Below are 14,729 nucleotides of genomic sequence, written 5' to 3' on the forward strand. Positions count from 1 at the left end.
AATCGTCACCGGCACAAGCATCTGATCGAGAACCTGAGTGGAACTTGGCGCCTCATGAGTGGAGCGCCTATTCCGCCGTTGTGGCCGCGGTGACGAGCCTTTATCAGCTTCTCCATTCTCGCTCGAAGGCGAAAGGTCTATCGTTTGGTTGGAAGCATCCTTTGCCGGAACCGGCGTCATTGAAACCCCTGGCGGCTTCGATTGCCCACTAATGAACGCCCTCTTCTCCGGCGTCATTTCCATCGCCGCTCCAATTGATCTTCTCTCAGCCATTGCCTACGCTCTGCCTCCCTGCATGTTGTTTCACTGCTACGATATCTCCCACAAGTTCGCGAAATAGTCCGTCGAGATCGGCGGCTGCCTGCGCACCTTTGCGGCCAAACCTTGCCACCACCGTCCCTTGTTGCGCCGCATCGCGATACGCTTGCAAATCGCGAACGACGTGCTGAGCGACCTGAAGTCCAAGCTGCGGAGCGCCCTCCTTCAGTTCTTGGCTAATCGTGTCCCGGGTCTTCATCTTGTTGAGCACAAGGCGTCCGTCGGGTTTGCCGCCGTTGATTCCCTGGGCGTATCGAAGGACCGTGGTCGCCCCAGCGACCGACCTCACATCGAGAATCGAAGGCGAAATCGGGAAAATGGCCAGATCCGCGAGGATGAGCAAGGTACGACTCAAATCTTCCAGCCCACCTGGAGCGTCCCCTATCAAGAAATCGTGGCTAGAAACGAGTTCTTGGACGTTTACAAGGCATTCCTCAGGAGTGTCAGCGACGCGAACCGTGATTTTGGGCTCCGCTTCGACGATCCATTGCGAACTCGAACGCTGTTTGTCGGTGTCGAGTAACGCCGTTTGAAAGCCAAGGTCGAAGAGCCACACGGCAAGGTGCGTCGCGAGGGTGCTCTTGCCCACGCCGCCTTTGGAATTTGCGCAAACGATCATCATGTTTCGACCCTAGCGCGAAAACATCCTGACTGACAAGCATGTTTTTTTGCTGCGATGCTTTATTTCTTCCAGGCATCCAAGCTGACCATTCAGGATGCTTCACAACTGCGCATGAACGATGCAGTAATCACGACTTTAAATACGGCAAGTCAGCAAGAAAGTCAGCAAGCATGCTTGCATTGAATCAATCTCCGACTCATCTCCGGCGTTAGATCATCATTAAGACTTGCCGAAAACGTACGTCAATCCCTTAGAGGGAAGGCGTGCAGAAATCCCTTGTGAGGTGCAGGGAAATGGAGCAGGGTTTCACCGCCGCGTGATCGTCTGATCCAGCCAACTAGAGTGAAGCGAGACAGGAATTGCCTACAAACTCAGGCAATGGACGTTTGGGCACACTACGGTGAAGTGAGACAGGGAGCTACGGTGAATCGAGACAGGGAATCTCCACTGGCTAGAGGGAAATGAAACAGGGAACTAGCGTGAAATGAAGCAGGGACTGAAGGGAAACGAGACAGGGAATCTTCTCGCTCTAAGGTGAAATGAGACAGAAAAAACGAGCGTAAGTGTTGGATAAAAAAAGGCTTTTCAAGGGTGTAACTCTTGTGTTAATAACTTTAAATAACTTGCAACAACAGAGGACTGTTGCTGCTTGCTTTTAAAAGAAATGATGGAAGATGCTCATCGCACTGAATCACTAGTCGCCAAGTCGCCGCTGCCATTCGACCTCGATGATGGACGTGATGAACTGAATCTCGCTGAATTCCCGCTGGCGGCAATCGCCGACCGCGTTCCCGACAATCAAAAAACGCTCGTCTTCGAAGATCGCATTTTCGATTCTGGTCGATCAGAAATGATCACGCGGCGGCTCACAATCTCAGCGTCCGACAAGTTCGGACTGCCGACTTCACTCGATGACGAAGTGATCCTCGGGCTCATTCAACTTACGAAGCAAAATCGCTTCACCGAACGAAAAGTGAACTTCAGTCGCTACCAACTCATCCAAATCTTGGGTTGGCGCCATGAAGGTCGGAGTTACGATCGCCTGGAGAAGTCGCTCAAGCGCTGGCTTGGCGTTACGCTCTACTACGACAAGGCATGGTGGGATAAAGACGAGCAAACATGGGTTGACGAAAACTTTCACATCCTGGAGCAAGTCACGCTCTACGACCAGGAACGAAGGTTGAAGCGCTTACGCAGCAGCAACTCTGAGCCGCCACTTTCCTCATTCGCCTGGAACGAAGTTGTCTTTCGCAGTTTCAAGTCAGGATACTTGAAGGCGATCGACCTCGGGCTCTTTCGACAGCTTGAATACGCCGCGTCGAAACGGATGTACCGTTTTCTAGACAAGCGGTTCTATCACAAGTCCCGTTGGGAGTTCGATCTCGCAGAGTTTGCCTGCGAGCACATTGGCGTCAGCCGCAACTACGACACGGGGCAACTGAAGCGTCGACTTCAGCCAGCGATCGATGAATTGGAAGCGGTGGGTTTCCTCGAAGCGATGCCGATAGCACAACGATACGTGAAGATCAGTCGCGGCCAATGGAAGATTGTCTTCATCAAGAAATCAGTTCCGCAAGTTGAGCTACTCGGCAAAGAAGAATCTCAATTGATTAAGAGACTAGCGGATCGCGGCGTGACGCCATCCGTCGCGGCTGAACTTGTGCGAGAGTTTCCGGCCGAGTTGATCGAGATGCAGATGGAGGTGCTCGACCGCTTGCTTGAAAAGAAAGACCGCGATTCGATCCGAAATCCGGCTGGGTACTTGGTCAAGTCGATTCGAGAAGGGTATGCTCCGCCCAAGAAGCAACTGCAAACGAAGCCTGTTGTCCTCACCGAGACACCAAAAAATAGTTCGCCCATTGAGAAGGCGGCGCCTGATCAATCGGCAGTCGATGCTTACCTCATGGCATTAACGCCCACTGAACTCGCCCACCTCGAAGAGACGATGCTTGAGCATGTCGGAGCAACTCTTGCGGAAGGCTACCTAAGGTCCAAACAAGCGAAGAGCTCTGCCTTCTCGGTCTACCGCCGCATGGTATTGGAGCGAGGCGCTAGGCAATTTCTTTCCACTCAGTGCAAAGCAGAAAAGTCCGCTGCATAGCCACTTTTTTCTTCCTTCGTCGGCCTATTATCGTTTGGGGTGTCACCCTACCGGGGCCCTAAATGATGGTAGGTCGCGAGAAGGAAAGCTCTAAAATCCCCGATTCCCTCACAGTCCCAAAATCTTCCTTTGTTGGTCCGATTCGTCTTGGGGTGTTCTTGTCGCAAAAGTCGACAAAGCATCATTTCCACAAAATGAATGTGGCATTAGGTACTAACATTGCTGGCGCCCAGCTACTAAATTGGGAACACGTATCTCAATTGACCAACGTGGCTTCCTGACTATGGAAAAGACACTGCCGGAATTGCTGTCGCGGTCGGAAGCCGACCTCCGAACCATTGCCAAGGCTCTCGCTCTCGCGGGATTCCATGCCGATGCCTGCCGGATGTTGGGAATGGCATCCATCGTAACTCACGATGTGCGGGAAAAACTCGCCGCCGCCGAAGCCGTGTTGCGAGTTGCTCAGTCTGATGCTGTCGACGAATGCCCGATAATTCCAGAAGCTCCGAAGCTGACGCTTCTTGCATCCACCAGCGAAGATAAGAAAAAGCGGGCGAGGACGAAGCGCCCCGCCCGCCGACCGGCTTACTTGCCGGTATCAGGGTAGTTGGCTGCGAACCAAGCCTGAAGACCCGAGACGACTGCCGCCAACTCATTAAGATGTCGTCCGCCGTAGCTCGACGAGTCTTTGAAACCGCCCTCGGTCTTGTAAGACCGGCGGATGATTGCCGACGGGAACTTCGCGCCGTCCTTCCCATCATTGAGAAACACGCTCGCCGACACAGCTCCGATGCGGACGGTGTGAACGGGTTTGTTCGTTGTCTTGCTGCTTTGCTTTTTCATTTTTCTTTTCTCCATAAGTTAAAGGTAAATTGCGTTTCCGCACCCGGCGGATGAAATGCAAATTGCCTGCGTTGGAGGAGTGACAGTCGCTGCGGCATCAATAAACGCCGCGCTGCCTCGACCGGCAAAGAGAGTGACAGTTCCGCAAGGTCTGGCCGCGAACTTTGCAGAGCAGCTCCGAGCGTGATGCCTCTCGACGGGAACTTGAAAAACAAAGCAGATGCAAGGAATCGGTTGTCATCCAGATCGGAAAGAATCCTGTGTCGTCGAAGATGATTCAGTGAATTCCGGCGCGATACCGTGTGGAAATTGTCGAAAGGCTCACCGCCGACAAGTTGACGCGAGGCGTCGTCGACCTGCATCGGCGAATGAGCCTGTGCGAACTAGTCGCGAGAACCGGACTGGTCACTCGTCCCCTTGGCGTGTCCGCTCGGAGGCGACGTCGAAAGAACTTTCTTCTGCAGTTCGGGCAATTCGCCAGAGACTAGCTCGGTAACGTTCTTCCATAGTTCCCGAATCTGGAGAGGTGAAGTACTCAGCCAAACCGTATCCAGGAGCGCTTCTTGCTCGCCGCGAAGCTTGAGAACCTGTTGGCCCAGAGCGTCTTTGGACAGCAGTTCCCTTTCAGAAATCGCTTGTCGCGTTGCCACAGCTTTCTCCCACGTCTCGATGTTGTCGCGAGAACCGTAGTAGCGGGCTACAGCTTTGATGCCTGCTCGCTTTGCCAAGTCGGCAAGCTTTTGCTGCGTGTTCTCGATCTCCTTTTGGACGGCGTCTTCCTGCTCACTAAGTGCGTTGAGATCGCTCAAGAGTTGCGTTCCCCCAAGCGCCTCGATAGCTTTCTCACGCGCCTGGAGCGAGACTTGCTCCATGTACCGCGGGTCGCTCTTTTCAAGCAGCTCGGTGATGGCTCGCTCAATCTTTTGCGCGATACGTTCTTTCCAATGCTCCTTTTCTTTCACAGTAATGCTCATTAATTCCTCCACATTATTTATACGTTAAATGAACCGAGAATCGGCTCTGCGTGCCGCCATCCGCGGCGAGTCAAGGTGGAGCCTTTGCGCAGCAAAGCAGCAGCGAGACTTCCCGGTGCGCTCCGACGAGCGGACCTTGACCGCTGCGGCACAATCAAAACAGAGCCGAAGAAGGTTTGACTAGCCGGAGAAGCGACTGCCTGGGAGGATTTGATTAGGGGCAGTTTGCGTGTTATACGGACACTCAGGGAAACCAGGATAGGTTTTCCCGACTGTCGATGTTCGTAAACGCTTTGGCAGCAGTTATCCGTCTGGAGAACGCATCCGTTTAGCCTGGTCACCAACCAGGCCAAGGAGAGGGGATTTACCATCCCTCACGCGTTCTGCCGGTAGCGCTGAGTGCATGGAGACATGCTCGCTCAGTGCGAAGGAGGCTTGATGAAGTAATCTCGAAATCGCTCGCTGCCTTTGTATGGCAGCGATGACGCTCGAAGTAATCTCATCATTCTATCCTATAGTTCAATGTTCTTTTCTCGCCCCGATGCGGGGCGATACGGAAATTCTCTGACAGAAGTTCTGGTCAGAGCCGTCAGTATTCAAAGTCGGTGCGGCTGCATTGTTGCAGCCAAATCCACACGCGGGGTTCGCTTCCTCTAGGAAGGGGCGTTCAACGTTGTCCGGCGTCGGGAGCCACGAGCCTCGCAAGAGGCCGTGTCGGGGGAGTGACGTCCTTCGAGTACACCAGTAAGTCTGGTGACGTGAAAAGCTCAACGATGAAAGGCGGGTAACCGCTTGCCGGTAAATGTTTCGAAAGTCGATTGCCGAGATTCTCGGTCACTCGCGATAGCGAAGGGCCGAGGGGGACAAGTGGATGATTCACACGGTAGGGGGAGCTTCTAGACTCGTACCCCGGAAATCGCCGGGCACGAAAGTGCCAGGTGGAAAGTAGGACGGCCTGGCGGCCGCACCTAGAATCGTTCGCCATGAGGGTCACACCTCTCACCCACGAGATTCGAAACATGAAGGTACTGACTAACGTAGGAATCGCCGTCGAGGCCGGTTGGTAACCGGTGCCAAGGCTCGTCGCCTTGGTGCTTCAAATTCGACGGCGAGGGAGCGGGTCGCAAGTAGAGAGCCGGAGGCTCAAGCACGCGGGAGCGTGCGAGAGGTCCAGGCGGTGGTCGAGACGAAGGTCTCGAGCTGTCAGTCGGTGGAACCGACTGGCGGTCATGGCAAGGCAGTCATGACCCGTGCTCGCTTGGGGGTGGTACCCCAAGCATGAGAGCCGACGAAAGCGACGACTGGCTTACTAAGCCAGACGGATAACTGTGCCGGAGGACCTCCATGTGGAGGCCTCCGGCGGTCCTTGGTTGGAAGCATGGTGGTCAAACGAGTTCTCTTCGGGAGAAGAGAAGTCTTTTGGCAGCGAATTGGCGGTGGACAGGCGACGTGTGCTTTGCACACGACGGTTTTTCACCGAGGTGTTTAGCAACACGGTTAGCATGAAATTGGGCGGGCTGCTGCTAAGAGTTTAGTAGCAGCCCGCGAATCGAATGCGGCTGCGTGGCATGGAAGGTTCGCAAAAATCGAAGGCAAGGTTTTAGCTTCGAGGTTTTGCGAAGTCACCTACTTGGCGTGAGGCGAGAACGATGGACAGTTCCGCAGCATTCGCCAAGCTGATTTTCGCATGAGTGTTTTTCTCCGGGCAAGCAAGAAGCTTGCCCCTTTTTATGACGGCTTGCAGTTTGAGTCGTCATGAAAAGGGGGACTAGAAATGAGGAAGGAACCATACAAGTACGAGACGACTTCGGTCACGGGATTCGTGCAACGAATCGCGACGTGCCTGCTGAGGCATGGATACGTTCACTACGTTCAAGGGACGGTCGGCGAAGGGAAGGATTCTCGGGCAATCGACAAGAAGCTGCTTGAGAAGTACGACGTCATACAGAGCGAGTGGACTCGAGCCCGCCGCAAAGAGAGGGGGCTCGCAAACCTTCAGTACGTCAGGTTCGACCGAACTTGGGTGCTGATGGCCACCGAGGGGAGTCACCCAATGAAGTCGGCTGAGCAGTCTCAGCTTCGCGACATCCGCGAAGCTCCGATTCAGATTGAGGGATATTCCATCTATCTGAAGAGGGGGGATTTCAAAAAGAGAAGGTCGAAGGACGACGCTCCGGTGCGTGACGACAAGTTTCACGCCCGCGTGCTCATCTCCCGGGAGCGGTACGCAGAACTGCGGGCTTACTTTCTGTCCATTGCGTGTCACCGGACAGCCGCGCGGCTGGCAGTAGAAATAAACGGCTTGCCGTTTGAACCTTACAAGCCGGTCTGGCGTCAGCTCAGAAAGATTGTTCGCTTGGTAAATAAGAGGCGAAAGGCAGCCGGTTTCGACCAGGTGCTGATGGACTCGGTCCGCTGGAGGAGGAATATCGTGAAGGCGTTTGAACCACTAGAGGTTGACCGGGCGGCTTAGCATCTAGTCTGGTCGACTCCGGTGAATTTTCAGAATCAACTTTGAGTGATCAATCATTCTTTTTGCCAGTTCAGGCATGTCGCTAGGGACTGGTTGACCACAATACTCCTTCACAGCGTCAAAGATTTCACGAGAGTGAGTTCCATGGCAGCGAAGTTGGTGGTCTGTCCACGCTTGATTTGCAGATTCTGTAATGTCTTTCCATTCTTCCTTCACGAACTTAAAGAACATCGCGTCCATAGCAAGATCCGTAATTGTGAACGGTTGGCAATCAATGCACCAAAGTATACCGAAGACGGTAGTGCCTGCGAGTATGGTCTCGCTTCTATGCGAACGATTCCGCTAAGAAGTTCTCCGGCGTGCCGATGCGCAGGCGGGGGTAGAGGGCCTTGAACTCCTGGCCGACGGCAGAATCAGAACGGCTCAGTTCGAGCAGATCTTTGTCCCATGTGACCAACCAATCCGCTCCTGACGCGAGAGCGAGATTTATGTACTTACTGTCTTTAGGATCTCGCTTCAATTCGTATTGCTCCGGCACAGCGTCAATCCAGAAGCTGGTGCGGAGGAAGTGCTGCAGAAAGAGAGTGACCGCCTCAGGCGTCAGGGCAGGGAATTTGCTCTGGTGTTCGGTGCGATTTAGCACGTCATGGATTTCGGCAAGTACTTCAGCCCCTAGGGCGAGCGTTACTTTCCCGGAATCGACCAATTCAAAAAGCCTGGAAACTCGCTCGGGACGAGCGGCAGAGCGAAAGAAAAGCATGCAATCGTAAACGACTATCACGCACTCGTCTTCGGCTTGCGGTCATTGAACACTTGGTCCCGCAAACTTTCGTAGAAGGAGTCGAGGCCATCGTCAGAGGTGCCACTTGCGGCAACCTCTTTGCGGAAGGAAGCGAGAACCTCATCCAGTGACGGCGCTAATACAGTTCCGCTTAAGACACGCTCAGCGTGACGCTCCAACTCTTCGCCGCAGGCAGTAGCCTGGGCCCGCAGGCGGGCTTCTACGTCAGGAGAAAGTGAGATCTGAAGTTGAGTTGACATAGTATCATTTTACTACATTCCGCACGGTAACGCCAGAAATATCAGACCACGCAAATGGCTGAATCTAGACGGGAGAAGGGAAAACCTCTGCGGCCACTTTCGGCCGCAGACCTGCAAGCTTAGAGTCTTCCCCCTTCAACTACGCGGCCAAAGGCTCGGCTTGAACTAGCTGAGCTTCATTCTCGGCAATCCAAGTACACGCTTGCTGAATCACGTTCAACAGCTGGGCTTGGTTTTTTGCGAAGTAGTTAGACGAGTAGCCGGTTTTTCCGGTAGATGCTTTCCACGAGCGACTGATTGAGTACTCGTAGTAGGGGAAGCCGGTTGATGATTCCCGTTTCCAAATCATCGCGGAAATTCCGCCGTCACGAAATGATTTGACGGGCTTTGTTTCCCCTTTGCCGCTGCCGACTTTCTGCTTCTTAGTTTCTGTTTCTAATTCATTGGTCATACATCCTCCAAATAAACGTTTCTGGAGAAATAATGCGGCCAAATTGATTCTTAAGCAAATTTATTTTGATTCTTGCCGGGCACTGAGTTAGCAGTAAGCATATCGTGAGAGATTTTCGGAAGATAGATGAGGAGCTGCACTCGGCCGCTCGTGACAGTCTGCCGACCAATACGGACAAGACAATCCTGCACTGTGTCGATTCGTGGTCCCATATCATCGGCTAGTTCTTGGTCGCCGCGGTCATGTAGGACTAATTCAAAGATCAAGGCAGAGACGGATCCAGTGTCAGGAATAGGTCACTTCCGCGTAGTCACTTCCGGACCTCGAGTCCAGGGGCCTAAAATCGGTAAACCCCGCGACTTAGAAAATGGAGGCCAGTGGCGTGCGTGCTACGAACCTCAATCTAAGCGATCGCCAGCACAACAGAGCGGACGCAATTCATGTCAGGCTCATCGATGTCCGTCGACGCGACGACAGAGATGATCTGCATGGAAACCCGCTGAATGTGATCGAGCGATTGCATGAGTAGTTCCCTATCACCGGAGTAGAGCTGGATGTAGTCGGCCGAATGGCTGACGGCATCAAGCCCTGCAGTGCGGCAGACGATGAATGCGACTGCTTCTGCTTCCAGTTCACGAACCTTCCGAGTCGTTTCCTTTCGTCGTTCGCCGCGGTGGAGCAGTTCGTGAGCGAGTTCGTGGGCAGTGACCAAGAATTCTTCGGCTGGTTCCAGACCGTTTAGAATTTCAATCTTGCCTCCATGGGAAGCGCCGTGAGCCCCGCCGAGTGAATCGGCGAACTCCAAGGCGATCTCCAAGTCACTTACGTAGCGCTGGAGCCTCCTGAGCTTTTCACCGGGCTGGCCGTGAATTCGGCTAAACTCCGGCAACTCAGCTCCCTCTGTTTGAGCCACGTCAAAGACGTGTGCGACCCGAAAGCCGCGAACGATAGGGGATGATTGCTCGTCGTCGTTGTCAACATCTTTCTTTTGCCGATAGACAAGCGGAGCCAAAATCATCAGCCCTTTTTCGCCCTTTTTGACGTACCTGCCGAGCTGCTTCCAGCGAGCGAAGCCAGCAACTATTCTTGCCGTGGGTTTTTGCATCGCAATTAATAAGCAGTTCCGAAAGCTGTAGTGGTAAAAGCGGGCTTGAAATTCAAGGAACTGAATCAACGTGTCGCTGCGACCTTGTTCAAGGGCCTTGATCAACTCGTCGATCCCCACCTCTACATGTTTCAACGCTTCATCACTTTTCATTTGATACTTCCTCCATCAGTTAGGGTTTGCCTGTGTTCGCTCGCAAGAAGGCGAACCAGCAAATCCTGCCGGTCATGGGAAAATCGCGTCCAAGAAGCGGATGCGACCGTAAGGAATGCAGCCGAAAAGGCTGCGGTAAAAAACCGTGATTGCACGCCACCGGTCTCGCGACGCAGCCTGATGGCTAAGTCGCGAGAAGGTGGTTGCGTTTGCGTCTACCCAGATGAGGTTCTTGAAGAGAACAGCAGAGAATACTGCAGAAATAGTTCTTACTCAAATCCTGTAACGGGAGCTTCGCGAAGTGTAAACGAGCCCAATACCTTGCCGCGATTTGCAGCGAAGGGAGGCTGAATGTGAATCCTACGGTTCTAGTTGCGAATTCGTAGAGGCCGCAGCGTTGGGAGGGCAGGGCAGGGAAGGGGGTGCGTGTCGCTGAGGGCGCGGCAGACAAGATGCGAGTGGATCATTCATTGCTTCCGACGCCACCGACTTGGTTATTGCTTTGTCGCGACCTGCTTCGAATCGCCTGAAACAGCTGCACCGTGGCGAGCGCATCGGCCAGCGCTTCGTGCGCTTCAGCTGCATGAAAGGGAATGCCGAAGAACTGACAAAGCGTAGCTAATCGATAATTTGTCGGCGAATCAGCATTGGCGAGCGCACAGTGCCAAAGTGACATCTGCAGCGTGCACAGAATTTGGCGGCGAGCAGGCAGGTACAAGCCGAGCTTGTCATACCAAGCGGTTAAGAAGGGACCGTCGAATGCGGCGTTATGAGCCGCCAACTGAGCTACGTGAAATGATTCGCCTTCCGCGGACACTACCGGCGTGGTTGCATGTTTCCGTAGAAAGGAAGCGAAATCCTTCGCTGCCATGACTGGTTCGCGCGCCAAGTTGGCCCACAGTCCGGGATGGTAATGATTCTTCCTAAGAGATAGAGACTTTGCTTTTCTGAAGTCGAACTTGAGCTTGACCTCGAACGTATCCAGGACGCCCCCAGCGGCATCAACTGCGACGGCTGCAAGTTGAATAATTGGATGTCGCTTTGGGTCGCCGCCTCCTGTTTCCAAGTCAATAAATACGAATCGCTGTCTCATAGCACACTGTGCCACAACACAGAGTCTTACTCAAATTGCCCATCTCAAGCATTCGCCGCTAGACGAGTGCGGCATTGCGTTGGTTGTCGCTCGTCTTGATTGACAGACTCTCGCTGTAACGAAGCTTCGACAAACGGCCGCTTCCCCTGCCCGAAAATGCCTTGTTGCTCGTTAATGATAAAATCTGTTATCCTCGGCAAAAAGGGGATTGAGATGGAGTTTGAATAAGGCTCACCCGGACCGACTTTTGCCTGGTCCGGTGCAAGTTGCCACGGGGCGCATGACGAAGGAGAAAGAGGAACTCATCAGATTGATCGACGCCGGAACGCTGGTCGTTCCCGGCAGTGAGTTGGATCCTGAGCGGCTGCCGCCGATTCTCATTGGCCAGTTGACTCCGGCGACGCAGCGACGCGTCGAACAATTTTATTTTTCGGTGGCGTCGATCCTGGAGGCATGGATCAAGCGCCGCACAAGTCGGCATACGCAGCGGGCTTACCGGCAAGATCTCGATGCTTTTATTGAGCGTCTGAAACTTGACTGGCCACGGCACGCCACAGAGCTGCTGACTGTCTCGGTCGCAGATGTCCGCGCGTGGCGAGATGATCTTATGACGCAAGGCATGGCGCCCAAAACGCTCAATCGGCGTATCTCGTCGGTTTCAAGCTTCTACAGGTACCTCCAAGCGGTCGCCGCCGAAATGCGTCTGCCCATCGTTGTTCCTAATCCGGCGCATGCTCAGTTCATTGGCCGCGGCTCACAGGATCCGGTCGATGAGACCAAAGCCCTTACGGCGACGCGAGCCAGGCAGTTGATGGGGCTGCCGCAGGGCGACGAGGTCATCGCTTATCGCGACCGGGCGATTTTGAGGTTTTGTCTTTATGCGGGCGTTCGCATCGGGACGGTGTGCCGGGTACGGGCTCAGGACTTTCAGATTGAGGGCGATGAGGCGACGATTCGGATTGCCGAGAAAGGCGACAAGCGCCGGACGATCGGGATTCACTTTGCTGCAGCAGAGGCGATTGGCGAGTACATGAAGAAAGCCGGTATCGAATCGGGGCCCCTCTTTCGACCCCGTAATGGCCCGACAAGCTTGACTCTAGCGACTCGGTCGATGAACGAATCGTCAATGTATCTGCTCATCAGGAGTTACCTAGAGCGGCTGCCGGGCGCGATGCGCACCGAAGCTGACGGCAAGAAACATTGTCTTTACTCCCCTCACTCGCTCAGGGCAACGACTGCCACGCTGCTGCTAGAAGCAGGCGTCGACATTCGCAAGGTTCAAGAGTTGCTTGGGCATCGGCATGTGACGACGACTCAGGTTTACGACAAACGACGCCGGACGACGAAGGAGTCTGCGAGCCATGACGTGCCGATTTAGATCTTCAGGGTAGGACGGAATGCGCAGCTCTCTTCCCTCACCTACCCTCTGGGCTGCAATCTCGCACTGGCGCGGAGCGATTAGAAAGTTGGGCGCAAAGTTCAATCGCGGTATACTCATTTCCAGCCTTGCATCTCTTACCCCTCCTCTCCGTTCAAGCTAAAAACATGCCTAAAGTCGACGCAACGAATGACGACCCACCGCTACAACGGCGTAGCGTCTTCTTCGTTCGCCTACTCCTTACAGGCCTTCTCCTGACGACGGCTGCGCTCAAAGTCCTCTCGCCCGCCGAATCGGCAGCGATGGCCATCGCCTACAATATTCCTCCCTTCTTGACGGCCATGGTCGTGCAAGCGGAATTGGCGCTCGCTGCGCTCCTGCTCTTCGGCTGTCGGCCGAGGCAGACGCTGTTTGCCGCCGCCGTTATGTTCGCTCTCTTCGGAGCATTCTCGAGTTATCGAGGCTGGGCTGGCTACGAATCGTGCGGCTGCTTTGGATCGTTTCAAGTAAATCCCTGGATCACCGCCGCTTTGGACGGGGCGATGTTCCTTCTCGCCGCCTGGGGGGCCTGGAAATCCCCCGTCGACCAGCATCATGAGCTAAAGCGATTTTACTATGCTGGCGGCCTTTACGCTGTGGCCGGTCTCTGGGCTGCGGCGGGAATGATTTCGAGTGCATCTTCGTCGCATGAAGACGCTACTATCGGTGACACTAGTGGGTTGGTCGTTCTGGAACCAGGAACGTGGATAGGAAAGCCGTTTCCGCTCATGTCGCATCTGTCGCCCGTAGTCCCGCTCCACGAAGGTCGCTGGACGATCCTCATTCACCATCACGATTGTCCTCGCTGCCAAGAGGCGGTTCCGCAATACGAACGGCTGGCAGAAGCAGGGAACGATCGTCGCATCGCCCTCGTCGAGACGCCGCCGTACGGGGAGATCGCCTTATCGGAGCAAGGAGCGCTGCGAACTCGGCTCTCAGAAGACCACGAGTGGTTCGTCCAGACGCCAGTCGAGATTCAAATCGACGCTGGCGTCGTCGTCGGCGCATCGCTTGATCTGCCGGCAATTGCCGCCGAGCCGTTGCTTGTTTCCCAGCGAGGTTCAGGCAGCGAATCGTCAAGTTCCCTGTCCACTGATTGAACGTACTGGCGCGAATGGCGGGACCAAACAGCGAGCAGGTTGTAACGCAAGATGTAGTAGATCGCCCACAGGCCGTCCGTGAAACGGATCTTCTTCCCCTCGCTCACATCTCGGGGCGCGTAGCTGATCGGCAGTTCCAAAAAGCGGCCCTTAGTGCGACTCGCCATCGCCGTGATTTCGATTTCCATGCCAAAACGCTTACTGGTGAGCGAGAGTTCTTTGAGGATCGGCGCTCGGAAGGCTTTGTAGCAAGTTTCAACGTCGGTTAGCTTCCAATGCATGAAGCAATTGCTGAGCGCCGTGACGACGCGATTTCCCCAGTAGTGCCAGAATGGCCAACTCCCCCGAGTCGGCCGTCCGAGCAGGCGGCTGCCGTAGACGATGTCCGCACTGCCGTTGAAGATCGGCTCGATGAGACGAGTAATCTCCGACGCGTCGTATTCGAGATCGGCGTCTTGAATAATTATTGCGTCGCCCTGGACCGCTTCCACGCCTCGACGCACAGCCGCTGTTTTTCCGGCGTTAGCGTTCAAGCGAATCATGCGAATTCGCTGGTCGGCGCGGGCCGCTTCGGCGATAATACTCGGCGTTCGGTCGGTCGAGCCGTCGTCGACGACGATCACCTCCAATCGCTCGATCGGCAGCGATAAGAGCTCTTTCAGCACGACGCCAAGGGTCGCTTCTTCATTGTAGACTGGAACGATGACCGATAACTCGATCGAGCCGCACGCGGAACCGGACGTTGTGGAATCAAATGGCATGAAGAACGAAACCGTCGACTGGCGCGAGACACTGCCGGCGGCGGAGTTTTGCTGCTGGGTCGTCGTGCTGCTGGCACCGCTACTGCGTTGGATCAACGGGGCCGCGGTGACGGACGACCAGTTCCTAATTCACGTTGCCATCGTCACGGTAGCGGTAGCGGGAGCTCTCGTACTACGCATTTGGAATTGGAAACAGCCAAGGAACCTTTAGCACACAGCTAGACCCAGTGCCCTGAAAGCGGTGAGCGCATCACATTCGCTTGCACCAATACTTTCT

The 14,729-nt window shown here is 54.6% G+C and carries 16 protein-coding genes and 1 pseudogene; 6 read left to right on the top strand and 11 right to left on the bottom strand.

Annotated elements, in window-relative coordinates; translation table 11 throughout:
* Window positions 1-265: 265 nt before the first annotated feature.
* Window positions 266-940, bottom strand: coding sequence for a ParA family protein (locus PLANPX_RS16955; protein WP_152099878.1), 675 nt, complete (start codon window positions 938-940; stop codon window positions 266-268).
* A 664-nt stretch (window positions 941-1,604) separates the two neighbouring features.
* On the opposite strand from PLANPX_RS16955, the gene PLANPX_RS16960 reads away from it, so the two are divergent.
* Both PLANPX_RS16960 and PLANPX_RS16965 read left to right on the top strand, forming a co-directional pair.
* A complete protein-coding gene (locus tag PLANPX_RS16960; RefSeq protein ID WP_152099879.1) occupies window positions 1,605-3,041 on the top strand; it encodes a replication initiator protein A in 1,437 nt (478 codons plus the stop codon).
* A gap of 283 nt (window positions 3,042-3,324) precedes the next feature.
* Window positions 3,325-3,648: a hypothetical protein gene (locus PLANPX_RS16965; RefSeq protein WP_152099880.1), complete on the top strand. Its 324-nt coding sequence runs from the start codon at window positions 3,325-3,327 to the stop codon at window positions 3,646-3,648.
* On the opposite strand, the gene PLANPX_RS16970 is transcribed toward PLANPX_RS16965, so the two are convergent.
* The 3 genes from PLANPX_RS16970 to PLANPX_RS16980 are packed head-to-tail and all read right to left on the bottom strand — an operon-like array spanning window position 3,627 to window position 4,858.
* A complete protein-coding gene (locus PLANPX_RS16970) occupies window positions 3,627-3,884 on the bottom strand; it encodes a hypothetical protein (RefSeq protein ID WP_152099881.1) in 258 nt (85 codons plus the stop codon). The genes PLANPX_RS16965 and PLANPX_RS16970 overlap by 22 nt on opposite strands.
* Entirely contained in the window at window positions 3,881-4,246 is a 366-nt protein-coding gene (locus PLANPX_RS16975) for a hypothetical protein (RefSeq protein ID WP_152099882.1), read from the bottom strand. Before PLANPX_RS16975 ends, PLANPX_RS16970 begins: the two co-directional genes overlap by 4 nt.
* 21 nt (window positions 4,247-4,267) lie before the next feature.
* A complete protein-coding gene (locus PLANPX_RS16980) occupies window positions 4,268-4,858 on the bottom strand; it encodes a hypothetical protein (protein WP_152099883.1) in 591 nt (196 codons plus the stop codon).
* Between the two features lie 1,774 nt (window positions 4,859-6,632).
* On the opposite strand from PLANPX_RS16980, the gene PLANPX_RS16985 reads away from it, so the two are divergent.
* Window positions 6,633-7,331 (top strand): hypothetical protein, encoded by a 699-nt coding sequence (locus PLANPX_RS16985; protein ID WP_152099884.1) that lies wholly within the window; start codon window positions 6,633-6,635, stop codon window positions 7,329-7,331.
* A 3-nt stretch (window positions 7,332-7,334) separates the two neighbouring features.
* Here the strand turns inward: PLANPX_RS16985 and PLANPX_RS16990 are convergent, their stop codons facing one another.
* From PLANPX_RS16990 to PLANPX_RS17015, 6 genes are all read right to left on the bottom strand, one after another.
* Window positions 7,335-7,571 carry a hypothetical protein gene (locus PLANPX_RS16990; protein ID WP_152099885.1) on the bottom strand — a complete coding sequence of 79 codons (237 nt, stop codon included), beginning with the start codon at window positions 7,569-7,571 and terminating at the stop codon, window positions 7,335-7,337.
* 85 nt (window positions 7,572-7,656) lie between these two features.
* Window positions 7,657-8,112 carry a putative toxin-antitoxin system toxin component, PIN family gene (locus PLANPX_RS16995; RefSeq protein ID WP_152099886.1) on the bottom strand — a complete coding sequence of 152 codons (456 nt, stop codon included), beginning with the start codon at window positions 8,110-8,112 and terminating at the stop codon, window positions 7,657-7,659.
* A complete protein-coding gene (locus PLANPX_RS17000; protein WP_152099887.1) occupies window positions 8,109-8,372 on the bottom strand; it encodes a hypothetical protein in 264 nt (87 codons plus the stop codon). Before PLANPX_RS17000 ends, PLANPX_RS16995 begins: the two co-directional genes overlap by 4 nt.
* Window positions 8,373-8,511: 139 nt before the next feature.
* Entirely contained in the window at window positions 8,512-8,823 is a 312-nt protein-coding gene (locus PLANPX_RS17005) for a hypothetical protein (protein WP_152099888.1), read from the bottom strand.
* A gap of 403 nt (window positions 8,824-9,226) precedes the next feature.
* Window positions 9,227-10,081, bottom strand: a complete 855-nt coding sequence (locus PLANPX_RS17010) for an ArdC family protein (RefSeq protein WP_152099889.1) — start codon at window positions 10,079-10,081, stop codon at window positions 9,227-9,229.
* Between the two features lie 463 nt (window positions 10,082-10,544).
* On the bottom strand, window positions 10,545-11,174 hold the full coding sequence (locus PLANPX_RS17015; RefSeq protein ID WP_152099890.1) for an exonuclease domain-containing protein: 630 nt from the start codon (window positions 11,172-11,174) through the stop codon (window positions 10,545-10,547).
* Window positions 11,175-11,607: 433 nt separating this feature from the next.
* On the opposite strand from PLANPX_RS17015, the gene PLANPX_RS17020 reads away from it, so the two are divergent.
* Together PLANPX_RS17020 and PLANPX_RS28355 are read left to right on the top strand one after the other, a co-directional pair.
* Window positions 11,608-12,552 carry a tyrosine-type recombinase/integrase gene (locus tag PLANPX_RS17020; protein ID WP_172992125.1) on the top strand — a complete coding sequence of 315 codons (945 nt, stop codon included), beginning with the start codon at window positions 11,608-11,610 and terminating at the stop codon, window positions 12,550-12,552.
* A gap of 167 nt (window positions 12,553-12,719) precedes the next feature.
* Window positions 12,720-13,691: a MauE/DoxX family redox-associated membrane protein gene (locus PLANPX_RS28355; RefSeq protein WP_338034235.1), complete on the top strand. Its 972-nt coding sequence runs from the start codon at window positions 12,720-12,722 to the stop codon at window positions 13,689-13,691.
* A gap of 224 nt (window positions 13,692-13,915) precedes the next feature.
* On the opposite strand, the pseudogene PLANPX_RS28360 reads toward PLANPX_RS28355, so the two are convergent.
* Window positions 13,916-14,452: pseudogene (locus tag PLANPX_RS28360) on the bottom strand (glycosyltransferase family 2 protein); the annotation flags it as partial.
* On the opposite strand from PLANPX_RS28360, the gene PLANPX_RS17030 reads away from it, so the two are divergent.
* On the top strand, window positions 14,451-14,663 hold the full coding sequence (locus tag PLANPX_RS17030) for a hypothetical protein (RefSeq protein WP_152099893.1): 213 nt from the start codon (window positions 14,451-14,453) through the stop codon (window positions 14,661-14,663). The pseudogene PLANPX_RS28360 and the gene PLANPX_RS17030 overlap by 2 nt on opposite strands.
* Window positions 14,664-14,729 lie beyond the last annotated feature (66 nt).

The organism is Lacipirellula parvula (assembly GCF_009177095.1).
Lineage (GTDB): Bacteria > Planctomycetota > Planctomycetia > Pirellulales > Lacipirellulaceae > Lacipirellula > Lacipirellula parvula.